General features: G+C 46.3%; 18 protein-coding genes. 7 read left to right on the forward strand and 11 right to left on the reverse strand.

Translation table 11 applies throughout. The features are described from left to right. Window positions 1-12: 12 nt before the first annotated feature. Window positions 13-663 (reverse strand): hypothetical protein, encoded by a 651-nt coding sequence (locus tag AB0L18_RS15900; RefSeq protein WP_367388291.1) that lies wholly within the window; start codon window positions 661-663, stop codon window positions 13-15. A gap of 302 nt (window positions 664-965) precedes the next feature. Continuing rightward, a complete protein-coding gene (locus AB0L18_RS15905) occupies window positions 966-1613 on the reverse strand; it encodes a sterol desaturase family protein (protein ID WP_367388292.1) in 648 nt (215 codons plus the stop codon). A 172-nt stretch (window positions 1614-1785) separates the two neighbouring features. On the opposite strand from AB0L18_RS15905, the gene AB0L18_RS15910 reads away from it, so the two are divergent. After that, window positions 1786-1956 carry a DUF2141 domain-containing protein gene (locus AB0L18_RS15910; protein WP_367393157.1) on the forward strand — a complete coding sequence of 57 codons (171 nt, stop codon included), beginning with the start codon at window positions 1786-1788 and terminating at the stop codon, window positions 1954-1956. Between the two features lie 180 nt (window positions 1957-2136). Here the strand turns inward: AB0L18_RS15910 and AB0L18_RS15915 are convergent, their stop codons facing one another. Further along, on the reverse strand, window positions 2137-2250 hold the full coding sequence (locus tag AB0L18_RS15915; RefSeq protein ID WP_367388293.1) for a 30S ribosomal protein THX: 114 nt from the start codon (window positions 2248-2250) through the stop codon (window positions 2137-2139). 422 nt (window positions 2251-2672) lie between these two features. On the opposite strand from AB0L18_RS15915, the gene AB0L18_RS15920 reads away from it, so the two are divergent. Next, window positions 2673-3065 carry a DoxX family protein gene (locus tag AB0L18_RS15920; RefSeq protein WP_367388294.1) on the forward strand — a complete coding sequence of 131 codons (393 nt, stop codon included), beginning with the start codon at window positions 2673-2675 and terminating at the stop codon, window positions 3063-3065. Between the two features lies 1 nt (window position 3066). Here AB0L18_RS15920 and AB0L18_RS15925 read toward each other — a convergent pair whose 3' ends face one another. Next, entirely contained in the window at window positions 3067-4092 is a 1026-nt protein-coding gene (locus AB0L18_RS15925; RefSeq protein WP_367388295.1) for an AI-2E family transporter, read from the reverse strand. Between the two features lie 263 nt (window positions 4093-4355). Here AB0L18_RS15925 and AB0L18_RS15930 point away from each other — a divergent pair, with 263 nt between their 5' ends. Continuing rightward, window positions 4356-4766, forward strand: coding sequence for a hypothetical protein (locus AB0L18_RS15930; protein WP_367388296.1), 411 nt, complete (start codon window positions 4356-4358; stop codon window positions 4764-4766). A 207-nt stretch (window positions 4767-4973) separates the two neighbouring features. Here the strand turns inward: AB0L18_RS15930 and AB0L18_RS15935 are convergent, their stop codons facing one another. After that, window positions 4974-5867 carry an aldo/keto reductase gene (locus AB0L18_RS15935; RefSeq protein ID WP_367388297.1) on the reverse strand — a complete coding sequence of 298 codons (894 nt, stop codon included), beginning with the start codon at window positions 5865-5867 and terminating at the stop codon, window positions 4974-4976. A gap of 137 nt (window positions 5868-6004) precedes the next feature. Here AB0L18_RS15935 and AB0L18_RS15940 point away from each other — a divergent pair, with 137 nt between their 5' ends. The 4 genes from AB0L18_RS15940 (at window position 6005) to AB0L18_RS15955 (ending at window position 9735) form a co-directional block, all read left to right on the forward strand. Next, on the forward strand, window positions 6005-6298 hold the full coding sequence (locus tag AB0L18_RS15940) for a DUF427 domain-containing protein (protein WP_367388298.1): 294 nt from the start codon (window positions 6005-6007) through the stop codon (window positions 6296-6298). Window positions 6299-6334: 36 nt separating this feature from the next. Further along, complete coding sequence (gene egtB, locus AB0L18_RS15945; protein WP_367388299.1) at window positions 6335-7618, forward strand: ergothioneine biosynthesis protein EgtB; 1284 nt, start codon at window positions 6335-6337, stop codon at window positions 7616-7618. A 60-nt stretch (window positions 7619-7678) separates the two neighbouring features. Beyond that, window positions 7679-8656: an L-histidine N(alpha)-methyltransferase gene (gene egtD, locus AB0L18_RS15950; RefSeq protein ID WP_367388300.1), complete on the forward strand. Its 978-nt coding sequence runs from the start codon at window positions 7679-7681 to the stop codon at window positions 8654-8656. A gap of 194 nt (window positions 8657-8850) precedes the next feature. Beyond that, on the forward strand, window positions 8851-9735 hold the full coding sequence (locus AB0L18_RS15955) for a haloalkane dehalogenase (RefSeq protein ID WP_367388301.1): 885 nt from the start codon (window positions 8851-8853) through the stop codon (window positions 9733-9735). Here AB0L18_RS15955 and AB0L18_RS15960 read toward each other — a convergent pair. From AB0L18_RS15960 to AB0L18_RS15985, 6 genes are all read right to left on the reverse strand, one after another. Further along, entirely contained in the window at window positions 9732-10340 is a 609-nt protein-coding gene (locus AB0L18_RS15960; RefSeq protein WP_367388302.1) for a hypothetical protein, read from the reverse strand. The genes AB0L18_RS15955 and AB0L18_RS15960 overlap by 4 nt on opposite strands. 133 nt (window positions 10341-10473) lie before the next feature. Beyond that, on the reverse strand, window positions 10474-11547 hold the full coding sequence (locus tag AB0L18_RS15965) for a lipase family protein (RefSeq protein ID WP_367388303.1): 1074 nt from the start codon (window positions 11545-11547) through the stop codon (window positions 10474-10476). Between the two features lie 264 nt (window positions 11548-11811). Then, the gene (locus AB0L18_RS15970) at window positions 11812-12537 is read right to left on the reverse strand and encodes a DsbA family protein (RefSeq protein ID WP_367388304.1); all 726 of its coding nucleotides are present in this window, start codon (window positions 12535-12537) and stop codon (window positions 11812-11814) included. A 129-nt stretch (window positions 12538-12666) separates the two neighbouring features. Then, window positions 12667-12930, reverse strand: a complete 264-nt coding sequence (locus AB0L18_RS15975) for a DUF202 domain-containing protein (protein WP_367388305.1) — start codon at window positions 12928-12930, stop codon at window positions 12667-12669. 9 nt (window positions 12931-12939) lie between these two features. Beyond that, on the reverse strand, window positions 12940-13425 hold the full coding sequence (locus AB0L18_RS15980) for a hypothetical protein (RefSeq protein WP_367388306.1): 486 nt from the start codon (window positions 13423-13425) through the stop codon (window positions 12940-12942). Continuing rightward, the gene (locus AB0L18_RS15985; RefSeq protein WP_367388307.1) at window positions 13422-14750 is read right to left on the reverse strand and encodes a sulfite oxidase; all 1329 of its coding nucleotides are present in this window, start codon (window positions 14748-14750) and stop codon (window positions 13422-13424) included. The genes AB0L18_RS15980 and AB0L18_RS15985 overlap by 4 nt, the downstream gene beginning before the upstream one ends.

Genomic DNA, 14750 nt, shown 5'->3' on the forward strand with positions numbered 1-14750 from the left:
GTTGTTTGTGATCTACTCAGTAGCGCTACCCTCGTCCTGCCGTCCGTAATGATTGAAAGTTTGCTGGTAAGAAGGGTTGAGAATGATAGTCATGTACTTTTCTCCTTTGGGGGTGCAGAGTTGTTGGATCAGCGGCCAGAGTTCTAACACTACTTCATTGAGCCAGTAAGCTTTCGTGTTATCATGGACGGCTTTCAAAAGCGCTGAGGCATTCAGCTGCCACAGCCGGTCGGCGGTGATCGCGGGGGATAAATTAGCCTTTAGCAGTCCTTCTTTCTGCGCTTTTATCAAAAGTCGACGGAAGTGATCCTGCACAAAATCCAGCACGTCCATGCGCAGGTCTTCGGCGAAAAGCGGAAGACGGCGTTCTACAATCTCTAGGTAGCGTCGTCTTTTCTGGTTTTCCGGGCGCTGTATGACGATCAAGCTGTAGAAGAGTTTATGCAAGGTATCCGTGGTCAATTGCCAGACCACTTCAAGCTCCGCTTTCAATGTTTGAAAGCAATACAAGCTAGCTACTTTTAGCAGGCGGGAAAAAGAATGATATTGTTGCACAAAGTCGCTGGGACTCAAATCCAGCTTTTGCTGTAAATAAGTTTCACTGACTTCCTCTGGTTTTCCGGCCGTTAACACGGAAATGACGACTTGAAGCTCGTTGGGCATAGTTGATATAGGTTGCTGAAGAGAAAAATTAGTGTATAGCTTCAAATCATAGAAACAACCATTTTACTGAAGGAATTAAGCAGGACAGCATCAACTCAAACAAAGACGCTGCCCTACCTAGTGTACGTTGGTGACGGATCAAAAATAACTGATTCCATTCCTGCCTGCGTACCGCAGGTAGGCAGGTTTGATTCGCTAAAATTTTCTAAGCAAGCAACTAAAAGGAGCTTGCGTGAAAATATTCGCGAATCGTTGGGAAAAATGGAATCAGTTATTTCCGTCAAATTACTTGGCAAGTGACTTTACTTTTTTACCAAAATTTTCTTTTTCACCTCTTTCGAAGGGTAGGTGCCAAAAATATAATCCCACAAAGGATTTGACACACCAAACATGATGTCATCCTCACTGTAGTGATGAATGGCGTGGTTGACCCAAAAAACACGCAACCTGTTTTTGGGCATCGGGAAAATATGAACAGTGTAGTGAATCATGAGGTAGAAAGCATAGCCGGCAAAAAAGCCCGCCAAAAAGGCAAAGCTATACTGCCCCATAATCAGCTTGAATAGCAATAACAAAACTACGGAGATGAGAACCGTCAGCCAAGGGGGCATTGCCAAGCGCTGCTTGTCTTTTGGGTAGTCGTGGTGAATCCCATGGATTTTGTACGTGAAATTCACAAACCCTTCGGAAGCATTTTCGGGAGGATGGTAGACCCAACGGTGAATGCTATATTCCGTAAAGGTGAAGAACAGAAGGCCGCCAAAAAACAAAGTTACGAGTGTTAGCACCGAAAGCTGGGTGTTGATACTCGCAAAATAAAGAAGACCAACTGCGGAAACAAGGAAAATTCCTACCGGGAAAGCAACGTGGGTTCGCGTAAGTTTGTTGAGCCAGGGACGCTCAAATAAATCAGGAGATTTCTCTTTTGAGATGTTGGGGGTAGATGACATTTTGCTAATAAATTTTGGTGGTTACACGGATAAATTTTAGCTGAGAAGGCATTTCTGCTGTCATTTTATTTGTACATAATGCCCTACGAACGAGAACATTTTCAAAGGCTGGAAAAGTTCATATTTTTACAAATTTTAGTCGAATAAATAAGCTGAATTGACCATTTATGCAGTGGCCGTTTTTCATGATGAAAACAGCAATGGGGAAATCGACAGGAATTTTGCGGGTATGCAGAAAGCGTCAGTGGGAGCTTCTAACATGACGGGATTTGGTCGGCCACCTTCGCCAAATGTATGTTTACCAAGGGGACGACGCAAAAAGTCGTTGATCTCCAGTTTATAAACTAATCCTCATTTCAAAGTCGGAAGTGGGGTATGAAAAGTCGGAGGTATTTGATACCTCTAGCAGCACAACTCTACAAGTTGGCGATGAGTTCAAGATTGATCTTAAGGTACCGGTGAAAAAGAGCAAAGGCGTAAAAAAAAAATGGATAGGACGACCGCCCTATCCATTTTTTTTTGATTAAGCATCCTGCTTCTTAGGTGCAGTTGACGCTTTTTTATTCTTTGGTCTTGAATTACCAAAAGAACCGCGCCAACGTTTACCTTTCGTGGATTTCTTATCTCCTTTTCCCATGGTTAACGAATTAAAGTTTGGTTATTAATGACCCTTCTTGATGGAGGAATATTGCAACATTTCGGAAGGACTGCAAAAGTAAAAAAAACGATAAAAATAGACCAGCGTAATTTGACGAAAATAACGGATTCCATTCCTGCCTGCGTATTGAAGGTAGACAGGTTTGTTCCGTTACTATACCCGGCACTAAGTGGTTTGGGAATATTATCGCAACGTCATTTTCTGCTCTGAGAAGGCGAAAAACGTAGGCGAAGCCTAAGCTTCGGCGAGGCTTTTTAACGCAGTCAGAGTAGAAAAGGACAAGTGAGAATGTCCCAGACCACTTAGTAACGGGTATAATAAGCCAAATACAAAAAATGTTGCCAACATGGTGTTCGAAAAAATAGCTAATTTAGCTCTCTATTCAAAATCAACCTACAACTATGCTATCGATCCTCACCTTTACACAACTTGCACTGACTACCTTTTGGGCCATCGTTTTTGTTCAGTCCGGCCTGGATAAAGTACTGGACCGAAAGGGTAACCTCTCCTGGTTGAAGGGGCATTTCAAGGACAGTCCACTAGCGGGAATGGTTCCGCTGTTGTTGAGCATACTCACCATAGTAGAACTCACTGCGGGTATACTTTGCGTGATTGGAGTGGCGCAGATCCTCATCAGTGATGACCTTACCTTTGCGCAATACGGCATTCAGTTGTCCACCGTCGCGCTGCTGATGTTGTTCTTTGGCCAACGTCTGAGCAAGGATTACGCTGGGGCCGCTGTTATTGCTACCTACTTTGCGGTGGCGCTCCTGAGCCTTTATTTGATTGGGTAGCTTAGCTCACCTCCCCATTTTCGGAAAGAAGAATAGCAATTTGCCTCGTGGATTCGAAGCGGGCGCAGACAATGATGAGCATCACCATGATGGGTACGCTGAGCACCATGCCCAATACACCCCAAATAGCTCCCCAGGCAATGAGGGACAGGATGACGACGAGTGGGCTGATATTAAGTGAGTTGCCCATCATTCTAGGTTCTAAAAAATTACCGACCAACACCTGGATGATTCCAACTCCAATCAATACCCACAACCCCGCCCAGGGGTCGCCTTCTTGTAATATGGCGATGATAGCCGGAAAAGTGGTCGCTATTAAGGAACCAATGCTAGGGATATAATTTAGCAAAAAGATGACGATGGCCCAAAGCAAGGGGGTATCTACCCCCAAAATATTCATCACAATAAAGCTCAGCAGCGCCGTAAGGAAACTCGTAAGGGTTTTGATGGAGATATAATTACCAAAGGAAGCGTCGATCTTGTTGATCAGCTCCATCGTTTGTTGATAACGTTCTTCGTCCTTGAACAATAGGCGATGCTTGATTGAAAAAGTTGATTCCTCCATCAACAAAAAGATGACGTAGAGGACGATCATAAAGCCATCACTGAGCAATTGGCTCAGACCATTGACGACCGGCTCCAGGATTTGGGTAAAATCAAAACTGCCCGTGAAATTCTGGACGTAATCAATAAAGTCAAAATGGAAACGCTGTTCGAGGTAATCATTTAATACCGTGACATTGGCTTCGTAAATGACCAGCTTGTCGGCAAACGTGGCGATACTACCTACCAATAGGCGAGAAACAAAGGTGAGTACCCCGAAAATGATCACAAACACCAGCGTATTCTGCAACCACCGGGGAAAGCGCCGTTTAATAAAACGGTTGCGTGCAATAAAGTCTCTAATATCTTTAACGAGGTACCAAATCAATAAAGCCACCACAAATGGTAATAAAAGCACCTTGGTGACGACTAGTATGTAGACGATCGCAATGAGTAAAATAACGGTATGGGTGGTCTTGATCATAAGTTTGAAATGGCTTGTAGCGAAAGTACGTGAATTGAGCATAGTGGTCAAGGCTTTTTCAAGGCATCTTGACAATGTACCGTCCACTTGCGCACAACAAGTGTTCGATAGCGAACATATTTTTTTGTTGACCTAGGAACGGTATTGTGTTTATGTGATTGATAATCAGTTTTTTGTGTTGTTTTTTGTTTTTCGGCATACCACTTGCCTCTAAATAACCGAACCCAGTTCCTCTTATCACCCAGAGGAAGATAAAACCAAGAATGATGAAATACCCGACTGTTTTTAGTATCCTTTGTACGCTTTTCTTTTTGAATTTTAGCAATGCCTGCCCGGAATGTGTTGCCAACGATACCTTTCTACTGAGCACGGAAGAGATTGTCCTCCGAGATGAACTCCTCCGCGAGTTGGTAGCGGATCAATTGGTAGGCCAGCATGAAGGTGTAAAAATTGAATTTGAATTTCACGACCTCTTTATCAATGAAGTTATTCCCACAGGTGAGCTGATGGAGAAATACCAGTCGTTGCTGAACATGCACGGGATTAAGGCTGGGCCACAAAGGCAAATACACCTTTTCCCGAACGGAAAAATAGAGATCGGCGATTACGACGATTGGGGCCAACTACTCGGCGACCCTATTCGGCTGGGAAAGGCCGTTGCCAGCGCAGAATAAAAACTCCTATTCACTCAAAATACTCCTCAAAATGTATCCAAATACCCTCGAAGATAGGCCTTACCGCAAAGCGACCCCTAAACCTGGTTTCATGCAAAGGCTACGCGTGATGTTTAGTTTTTTGTTTTGATTTTCTTTGAACCACCTAAGGATGTTTTTTTTGAACCATACGAGGGATTATAAGGGAATATAATTTTGCCCCCATTCTCAGCGATGCTGGGTATAGTCGTAAAAGGGTACGGCTTCAGCAAGTTGTGGGAAATTAATGTCTTGGGCATTGACGCGCTGCCAGGCGGCGAGAGCACTGCTGATTTGATCAGGTTGGCTAGCGCCTAGCACCACGGATGCTACCGCAGGAGAACGCAGGCAATACGCCAGTGCCAATCCGGGAAGGTCTTCTTTATTCACCTGTTTTAGCATTTCGGCTTGCACGTTGGCGACTTGGTCTGCACTATGATCGAGGTACGACTGGGCTGGCCGACCAGCAAGAAGCCCTTTGGCCAGTGCTCCCCGGACCAGGATGCCATGACCAGCTTGCTGAAGGTGTCCCAATACAAATTCTTCGGGCCGGCGATCCAAGAGACTATACTGCGACATGCAGCTTACCCCTTGAGACAAGGCCGTCCACTTACGAATGGTATTCGGACGGATGCTGGAGATACCATAAGCACGGATTTTTCCCTGATCTTTCAGCAACTCAAAGGCTTCCACCACTTCTTCCAGAGGATCTTCAATAGTGCCTCCGTGCAGCTGATAGAGGTCAATGTAATCCGTGCCCAAGCGTTCCAGGCTGGCTTCTACAGCAGTCATAATGTACGCTTTGCGTGGTACCCAATCCCAACCGCTGCCATCTGCCCGCCAACGATTACCCACCTTGGTAGCGATAAAAACCTCCTGGCGGATCGTGGCCAAGGCTTTACCTACAATTCGTTCATTGTCTCCTTTGTCATAAAGATCAGCGGTGTCGAATAAGTTGATACCTCCCTCCAGGGCTGTTTGGATTATTTTCTGGCCCATCTCAACTGAAGGGAAGGACATGCCTCCGAGCGCAATTCGAGAAATATTCAAGGTAGAGGAGCCAAGCAGAGAAAAATCCATCATGGTAGGTCAAATTAGCTTTGGGTTAAAAAAATGTCCGAAAACGGACTAAATTCTGGCATTATGCGCTTTCGTATTCAACAACTTGGGCCAACGAATAGTTACTTCATTTGTAAATGCTAAACTAATCTTTTAATATAATGAAGAAACTAGCCATCTGGAATGGGCAAGTGATTGCGGAAAGCAATGATTTAGTGCGCCTTGAAGGGAATTACTATTTTCCAGCGGATAGCCTGAAAAAAGAATTCCTCAAGGAGAGCAGTACGCATACTGTTTGTCCTTGGAAAGGTACAGCTTCCTATTATTCTTTGGAAGTTAATGGGGCTACCAACGCTGATGCTGTCTGGTATTATCCTACGCCCAAAGATGCTGCGAAGGAAATCACGGATCGGGTTGCCTTCTGGAAAGGTGTGGAAATAAAAGATGCCGATTAAGACTATATTTTTGCGCAGAAAAATCATCCAATAGATATGAAAACACCCCCTACTATAACCCGTTCAAAACGTTATTTACTCCGCTATCAGCAGATCAGGCAGTGGAGTTTACAATTGTGTGCGCCATTAAACCCTGAAGACTATGTGGTACAACCCACAGGCGATGTGAGTCCACCAAAATGGCACTTAGGGCATACCACCTGGTTTTTTGAAAATTTCATTCTTCGGGAACATCTCGCAAATTACGAGCTTTTCGATGAACGGCTAAACTGGTTTTTTAATAGCTACTACGAGAGCCAGGGGCCGCGAATTTTACGGACCAACCGAGGTAATATGACGCGGCCGTCTACAGCCACCATTCTTGCTTACCGCGAATACGTTGATGAGCACCTCATTCAATTGTTGGACCAACACCAGACGACAGAGCTGCCAACGGAATTGGCACAACTGCTGGAGATAGGCCTCCAACACGAGCAGCAACACCAGGAATTATTGGTGACGGATATTAAATATATTCTGGGCACCAACCCACTTTACCCCGCCTACGATCAAGCAGAGAAGAAGTTTGACCATCAAAGTTTTTCTAAAGAATGGCTCCCGATGGAAGCAGGCCTCTATCAAATTGGCTACCAAGGGTATGATTTTTGTTGGGACAATGAACTGAGTAGACACCAGGTTTACCTGAACCGTTTCGCGCTTTCCAAAAGGTTGGTGACCAATCGGGAGTATCTGACCTTTATGGAAGATGGCGCTTATGAACGTTTTGAGCTTTGGCAGATGGAGGGCATTGAATGGGCTCGGCAATTAGACATCAAAGCCCCGCTGTACTGGTACGAAAAGGAGGGGACTTGGTACCATTATACCTTGCAAGGGCTGAGCCCTATTGATTTGGATGCCCCCGTTACGCACGTCAGCTTTTTTGAAGCGGATGCTTATGCGCGTTGGGCGGGGCATCGACTGCCTACAGAACAAGAGTGGGAAGTGGTTTGTCAACAACAACATCAAGAGATTCCCGCCGAGGGCAATTTCGTGGAAAACCAAAACTGGCGCCCCATCGCTCCCATTGATGATGCAGATGACCAGTTGTTAGGTAATGTTTGGGAATGGACCAATAGTGCCTACCTACCTTACCCTCGGTATCCAAGACCTGAAGGAGCATTAGGCGAGTACAATGGTAAATTTATGATCAACCAGATGGTACTGCGCGGAGGCTCCTGTGCTACGCCCCGTTCCCACATTAGGGCTACTTATCGTAACTTTTTCCAAACGGATAAACGTTGGCAGTTTACGGGCATCCGCCTGGCCAAAGACCTTGATTAATAAGGCCTAGCATTAACAGCAGGAGAAGCTACTATCCGTCTCAATTAATATTTTCAACCCATGAATTCTATTTCCAGTCCTGTAATTACTGAAACCAGCACATTTGCTATTGATGTAGAAGAAGGCCTTAGCAAGTATCCAAAGCAGCTGTCGAGTAAATATTTTTATGATGCTGCTGGTGATCAACTTTTTCAGGACATCATGGCCATGCCTGAGTATTACCTCACCAACTGTGAGTACGATATATTTACGCAACAAAAAGCGGCCATTCTTGAAGCTTTTGGGGAAGCACCTTTTGAGTTGATTGAATTAGGTGCTGGTGATGGTACCAAGACTAAAATCTTACTGGACTATTTCCTGCAACAGGAAGCAGACTTTACCTACCGGCCTATTGATATTTCGGGCAATGTTTTGACGCAATTGACAGCTGCTTGCGCTGAACAGTTCCCAAAATTAAAGGTCGATCCTGTAAAAGGAGATTACACCGAGGCCCTGGCCCAGATCAAACAAGAAGACAATCACCGTCGTAAAGTTGTCCTTTTCCTGGGAGGTAATATTGGTAATTTTCCTTTGCCCAATGCCAAGGTGTTCATCAAAGAATTGGCGATCTGCCTTTCTGCTGGTGATTTGTTATTAACGGGTTTTGATCTAAAGAAAGACCCCAAAATCGTGCAACTAGCTTACGATGACCCAGCAGGTATCACTGCCGCTTTCAACCTCAACCTTCTCACCCGGATCAACAAGGAATTAGGGGGAGCATTCGACGTGGACAAATTCATGCACTGGGAAACTTATAATCCACTAAGTGGTGAAGCACGTAGCTACATCGTAAGCAAAGAAGAGCAATTGGTACAAATTGAACAATTGCAACTGAGTGTGCATTTTGAGGCCTGGGAAGCCATCGCGGTAGAAGTTTCCGCCAAATACAGCGAACGCGACATTATTGAGCTGGCGGAAGAAACGGGCTTTACCGTCAATCAGAATTTTGTAGATCCCAAAGCCTATTTTATGGATAGCCTTTGGGAGTTAAAAGTTTAACTGTGTATGACCCCTCAGCTGGTCTCTGGAAACAATTTTGGTTAGACAAAAAGAGGACTGACCAAATACGTAGAGACCGAACGCCAACCCGGTTACCTCCAATTCATTTCTGACTCCAGCAGTGTTCCAACAAACAATGGTACCTTGCGAATGATTTGTACGATTACCCCCTCGATCACCCAAAAAGCTGCTTTATGGATTTTCTCCGCACCCCCGATGAACATTTTCAGGATCTACCCGGTTGGCTTTTTCAGCCGCACTATCTGGAGTGGGACGGAATGCGAATGCATTATGTAGACGAGGGCGAAGGTGAAACTATTTTACTCCTCCACGGCGAGCCTAGTTGGTCGTACTTGTACCGCAAGATGATTCCGGGCTTGGCGAAGAACCAGCGAGTGATCGCCTTTGATTGGTTGGGTTTCGGACGCTCAGACAAGCCTAAAAATATCAGTGACTATTCTTTCGATTTCCACTTCAGGAGCTTCCATCACCTCCTCGAGCAGTTGCAACTCAAAGAGATTACGCTGGTGGTACAAGACTGGGGAGGCTTGTTGGGCCTGTCGATGGTAGGACAACGACCGGATCTTTTCAAGCGGCTGGTGATTATGAATACCTTTCTTCCTGACGGCACCGACCCCGTAAATAAAGCCTTCAATATCTGGCGGGCTTTTGCGCTGAATTCACCTGTTCTTCCCATTGGTAGGATCATTGCACAAGGTACGCATCGTCCGCTTGATCGTGCGATACGCAAGGCTTATGATGCCCCCTTCCCCAGCGCGAAATACAAAGCGGGAGCCAGAGCTTTTCCGGCGCTGGTACCGATGACGCCCGACGATCCCGCGGTCTCCTACATGAAAAAAGCCCGCAAGGTACTGAGCGAGTGGCAAAAGCCATGTCTAGTAGCATTTTCCGACCAGGACCCCATCATTGGTGGTGCGCGTAGTTTCTTTGCTGACCTCGTTCCTACGGCGGAGGGTTTGCCCAATAAAAGGGTAAAAGACGCCGGCCACTTCCTACAGGAAGATGCCGGCGAAGAGATTGTAGAGCATATTCTGGCCTTTATCGGCAGACATGCTTAACCTTTGATCATTTTGAATAAACCATAGAGAATAGCGCCGTAAAAAACGGAATATCCGCCAGAGCTACCTGAAGAAGACATCGAAGCAAAGGTAAGTCCCAGTCCGACAACCAGTATTACGGCACCAAGTATGCGGCCGCCATTGCTGCCGCTTTCTTCCGCTACCGCTTCTTCTTTCTGAGCTATCCTTCTTTCCATCCAGCCCATAACTGTTTGGTGATCAGCCCAAGGCCTGGCACATTCTACCATGATTTTCTCCATAGGTACACCGGCGTCCATTAATCGATAAACTTCTCTTTGCAAGGCATTGACCGCAGATTGTCGGCCAGCAACAATGACTTGCTCTCGGAGATTTTCCTCAAGTTGACCAGTCAATTGCTGCCGAATTTGTTCATCCGATTGACCTTCGTTCACCCAAGCTTCGACTTGTTCAGTATATTCTTTACGGACGTCCCTTTTTACCTCCCGATAAATACGGTCAACATCCCTTTGGTAGGCACCATTGTTTTTTAGAAAATCCTTGATTTCTTCGGTCGATTGAAGTGCGAGAAAGCGTTCTTTTGCCTGGACTTGCAAGTCGGCAAGCAATTCATTGCGATTTGCCATTGAGAGAGCGTTTTATGGTTTTAGTTTTTTAACAATCGCAAAAATAAATTTTATACTCGGTTTTTCAAATAGATTTTCAAAAGGCTAGCACTCCATAACGTTGAATAGAAATGGAGTGCTGTCCTGATTTTTATTAAATCACCACATGATTAACCACCATATTGTACTGTACCGCTTCTGTCAGGTCTTTCAAATTGAAGTGCCCATAAGGAGCAGATCCGTAAGATTTCTGCCCCGTTTGTCCTGGTAGCTGACAGGTATTCTTACCGTAAACGATACATCCATAACCGACAATTTGATCCGCGGTTGACCAAATACTGTAGCGATAAGCACCTTCGTAAGCGGAGGAACTGTTGAGGTCAACCAGGTAATCAGAAACACCATAAGGGCCATACCATCCCCACATGTAGCCAGGATAGAAGCCATTGACATCGTCGCAAGTAGGTACGCCACTGGCGTAGTAGCAACTTACCAAACCCTGGTTGGCCCCGGCAATACCAACGAAGGCATCTACGCTGCTGGTTAGTGAACTACCGACGTAGTAAGTGCCACCATCGTTAGGATCGTAGCCGTAGCCACCTTTTACGGCCTTGCGGCCCAGTGTCACACCCATCGAGTGGCCAATAATATCCACTTTACTCGCACCAGTGTAGGCCTTAACCGCCTCGATAAACTTACGGATGCGCATTACATTTTCTTTGGAATGGTAGTTGTTGGCCGCACTGGAAGCATCCGCATCTCCCCAGGTAATGGCGTATAATTCTGCTTCAGTATAGCCCTGGCTGAGGAAATAATTCAAGGACTCCGTCCAGCCGCTTTGTCCAAATTGCGTACCCACTGCTTTGTCGGAATTGCCATGGATAAAGATCACGGGCTGTTTCGTCACGGGAGTACTGTTACTCGTCTTCCCACCATAGCTATCACCTACAATATCGGTACGAGAAAAATTATAACTACCATAACCATTCGCAGCTAGCCAGCTTTGGAAATGAGGCGTAAGCGTAGCACCAGTTGGTACTGATCGGCCTTCGGAAGGTGCGGACAATGCCCTTGTGTCGTAAGTGGAAAAGCTGCTTTCTTCCCAGTAAGGTTGCTCCGTACTCAAATCAGGGCCAGTTCGCTCATTCGTTTCTTCGGGCTTTTCGCAAGAGACGAGCATGAGCAGGAGAAAAGCTAAGCCAATTTGTAGTTGTTTAGTGTAAAACATGGACGATTGGTTTGGTTAAGGAATAATCTTTCGTGCAATTTGTAATTGTAAAATATTATTCCAAATCGAAACCATCAGTCTCTTTGTCGCTGAAAAACAGGCACTTAGGCAAAATAGAAAGGGTCGACTAGGTGTCGAATTTGCCTGGTGTTTTACTTGTAACTAGCTGGCATACAGGTATGTGGAGTGAGTGTAGGGCTACCCTCGACTTGTATTTGTCATCATAGGCATTGAATGCTTGATAATATAGAATATGACACGGCTTTAACGCAATACCTGCGCCTCAACACCTCTCCATAATTGATCGAATTCAGCATAGCCGTTGGCTAAAAGGAAGAGTTGCTGGTCTTTGCGCAACAGAACGGTAGGATACCCACGCACGCCCCATTGGCGATTCAGCTGGAATTCTGCCTTCGTGGCAGCGATGATTTCCTCGCTATGAAAAAGATCTAAGAACACTTTTAAATCTAATCCAAGGCGACTACAAATGGGTGCATAAAAAGCATTGGTAGCGGGGTCTTGGTTTTGTACATAAAAGTGGTGTTGCACCAACTCAAAGAAACGATGTTCTATTGCAGGGTTCATCTTACGGGCGGCTACTACTGCCCGGCAACTGGGCTCGGTATCATAATTGAAGGATTCCCGCTCGAAAAGCGAATAGCCAAAAGGCTGGCCGCTGCGCTGGGTGACTTCCTCCCAATGGTGCTTGAGGAAGTTTTTAAACTGCTCGTTCCAGGGATCGCCCCCACCAGGCCGTAGGCCACCGACCACTATCCTGAAAGGAATGCCTTCTTGCGCTGCGCGCTGCTCTAGTTGATGCAGGGCTGGAGAAATACCCCAGCACCAGGAACACATCGGGTCGCCCACGTAAATAATTTCTACCCCTTCTTTTTGCTCAACGGCAAGATTGTCGCTATCTACTTCAGGAATCGTACACAGACCAGTTTCCGGGTCGCAAAAGAAAGGTACATCAGCTTGGGCGTTACTCATGATCAGGCAAGAATTAAAAAGTAGGATTAGTAAGAAAAACCTCATGCCTTAATAAGATGATGGAGGGTGAAATTGTTTAACGCATATCTATTAAATGTCCTTTTACTACTTATATGGTTCAAAAGTATATTACTCGCCTTCTCTTGTTTCGATCTTTTTCAAAAAGGTCCGTACCCGGTAAAGTCGGTAAACACCAATCATTAAGACCAAAGGAGAGAGAATGACCAGTCCTATCCCGAGGCTGTGAATTTCCTGAAGGATTTCCAGCTTCATCACCGCAAAGCCACTGCTCAGAAACACCATGAAGGTTCTGAAGTAAGCCAGGAAGGTGCGCTCGTTGGCCATTTTGGTGCGTTCAAGTGCGAGTAGGTCGGTATTATTTAGATTTGCCATTGTTGTATCTTAATCCAATTCCAATATATACCATTCTATCGCCGCCACTTCGAGGTTAGCACGGCGGCCAATTTCTTCGGGCGCATAATTTTTTGCCAAATAGCTGATGATTGGCGCTTCGTTGGCTCCTAAATCCCAAAGACCTTGGGTAGACTGCATCCAGCGAATCATCTGGGTCCAGCCTTCTTGGGTAGCTTTGTTTTGGGTGACTAACTTGGCCGAATGGCAAGCGGTACAGGTAGCCCTGACCAGTTCAAAACCTTCGTCGTAGATCAAGCCTGTGGGGACATGAATACCATTGACAATCTCATCTTCCAGTGATGCGCTCTGATTGGGCTGGGCTGCCTTCTGCTGCTCAGTGATTTGAGGTGCCGGAGTAAATAAGGATGCCAATTGATCCCCAGCGAGTAGGTAAACAAAGAAGACTATACAAGCCGCTAAAGCGAGATGGAACAAGAGTAAAAGTGGCCGAAAATCTACGGGTTGTTTTTTCATCCGCTCACAACTTTAATGGCAATCCGGTGGCAGGCATTATTGAGGTAACCACGTGGGTTCCAGCCGGGTACCAACATGGGTTGCGTAGTGCCTGTAGCATCCGTAGCACGTACCCATACCTCGTAATAACCGGCTTGGGGGAAGTTAACCTTAGCATTGAAATGCTGCCAGGCGTAGCGATTCGCTGGTGGCTCAATGACACAGGCCTGCCAGTTGGCACCAAAATCAATGGAAAAATCTACCCTTGTAATCCGCTCCGTTGCCGTCCAGGCATGGCCACGAATCGGCAGTTGCTGTCCGAGGCGGATGGTAGCTCCCGTCTTCGGGAAAGTAAGTAAGGACTTGACGGGCATTTCTTCGATAATGCACATGTCTTTGTCTTCTACCTTGCTGCCAGGAGGCACGGGTTGGCATGGCATCCGGTAGGATTGCCCGGTCATTTTTTCACCATCGTGAACCTGATTGCGGATGACGATTTTAGAAAGCCATTTTCCCGAACATGAGGCCGGATAACCTCCGAATACCAGGCGTAGTGGATAGCCATTGAGTAGTGGAATATCCTTGCCGTTCATGGCCCAGGCGATCAGACTTTCCTCTTCCAGGGCTTTCGCGATGGGTACTCCACGGGAAATTACGACCTTATTAGGATCGCCAGACAAGTGGGTGTCTTGGCCGTAATAGCCGATATAAACCGCGTTGTTGCGAATGCCTACATCCTGCAAAACGTCTTTAAGTCGAACCCCCGTCCAGTTGGCACAACCTACTGCGCCGGTCGACCACTGGTTGCCTTTGGCGGGAGGATTGAATTCTTTGCGGCCATTGCCACCACATTCGAGCGTAAGCTGGTAGGTATAGTGCTTAAACTTGCTTTTTAGTTCGGCCAGCGTATAGGTCTTCTGCTGATTGGCAGATTCTCCCTCGATGGTCAATGTCCAGTTTTCCAGCTTGATGTCTGCAGGGGGAATGCCGTTGTTGCGAACAAAAAAGAGCTCATTAGGCGTCACCCTGTCATCCAACAGATGGGGAGGCGTTTCGGCGTTGACGGGCCGGTCATTTAATACGACTAGTCCAGGATGCTTGCCTGGTAGTTGGAAAGGTTCGTCGGAATGGGCCAAGCCGGCAGGAATCATCCCCATGGGGAAGTTTTTGGCAAAGACCATTTTACTCCCCAATGCTAAACTCATTGCTGCCAGGGCACTTTTATGGAGAAATCCGCGCCGGGAGTTCGGCATGCCTACTCTTCCCCACAGCTGGCGTTCTGCTTCGGTGGGGTCTTCGTCATACCATTCGTGTAAACCCTTTTTTTGGTGATCTTTAGTTGACAT

The organism is Lewinella sp. LCG006 (assembly GCF_040784935.1).
GTDB lineage: Bacteria > Bacteroidota > Bacteroidia > Chitinophagales > Saprospiraceae > Lewinella.

Excerpts from the sequence above, each read along its gene's own strand:
- AB0L18_RS15955 (WP_367388301.1), top strand. The coding sequence starts at position 8,851 with ATGGATTTTCTCCGCACCCCCGATGAACATTTTCAGGATCTACCCGGT.
- AB0L18_RS15900 (WP_367388291.1), bottom strand. The coding sequence starts at position 663 with ATGCCCAACGAGCTTCAAGTCGTCATTTCCGTGTTAACGGCCGGAAAA.
- AB0L18_RS15920 (WP_367388294.1), top strand. The coding sequence starts at position 2,673 with ATGCTATCGATCCTCACCTTTACACAACTTGCACTGACTACCTTTTGG.
- AB0L18_RS15985 (WP_367388307.1), bottom strand. The coding sequence starts at position 14,750 with ATGTCAACTAAAGATCACCAAAAAAAGGGTTTACACGAATGGTATGAC.
- AB0L18_RS15965 (WP_367388303.1), bottom strand. The coding sequence starts at position 11,547 with ATGTTTTACACTAAACAACTACAAATTGGCTTAGCTTTTCTCCTGCTC.
- AB0L18_RS15925 (WP_367388295.1), bottom strand. The coding sequence starts at position 4,092 with ATGATCAAGACCACCCATACCGTTATTTTACTCATTGCGATCGTCTAC.
- AB0L18_RS15970 (WP_367388304.1), bottom strand. The coding sequence starts at position 12,537 with ATGAGTAACGCCCAAGCTGATGTACCTTTCTTTTGCGACCCGGAAACT.
- egtB (WP_367388299.1), top strand. The coding sequence starts at position 6,335 with ATGAAAACACCCCCTACTATAACCCGTTCAAAACGTTATTTACTCCGC.
- egtD (WP_367388300.1), top strand. The coding sequence starts at position 7,679 with ATGAATTCTATTTCCAGTCCTGTAATTACTGAAACCAGCACATTTGCT.
- AB0L18_RS15930 (WP_367388296.1), top strand. The coding sequence starts at position 4,356 with ATGATGAAATACCCGACTGTTTTTAGTATCCTTTGTACGCTTTTCTTT.
- AB0L18_RS15935 (WP_367388297.1), bottom strand. The coding sequence starts at position 5,867 with ATGATGGATTTTTCTCTGCTTGGCTCCTCTACCTTGAATATTTCTCGA.
- AB0L18_RS15915 (WP_367388293.1), bottom strand. The coding sequence starts at position 2,250 with ATGGGAAAAGGAGATAAGAAATCCACGAAAGGTAAACGTTGGCGCGGT.
- AB0L18_RS15960 (WP_367388302.1), bottom strand. The coding sequence starts at position 10,340 with ATGGCAAATCGCAATGAATTGCTTGCCGACTTGCAAGTCCAGGCAAAA.
- AB0L18_RS15975 (WP_367388305.1), bottom strand. The coding sequence starts at position 12,930 with ATGGCAAATCTAAATAATACCGACCTACTCGCACTTGAACGCACCAAA.
- AB0L18_RS15940 (WP_367388298.1), top strand. The coding sequence starts at position 6,005 with ATGAAGAAACTAGCCATCTGGAATGGGCAAGTGATTGCGGAAAGCAAT.
- AB0L18_RS15905 (WP_367388292.1), bottom strand. The coding sequence starts at position 1,613 with ATGTCATCTACCCCCAACATCTCAAAAGAGAAATCTCCTGATTTATTT.
- AB0L18_RS15980 (WP_367388306.1), bottom strand. The coding sequence starts at position 13,425 with ATGAAAAAACAACCCGTAGATTTTCGGCCACTTTTACTCTTGTTCCAT.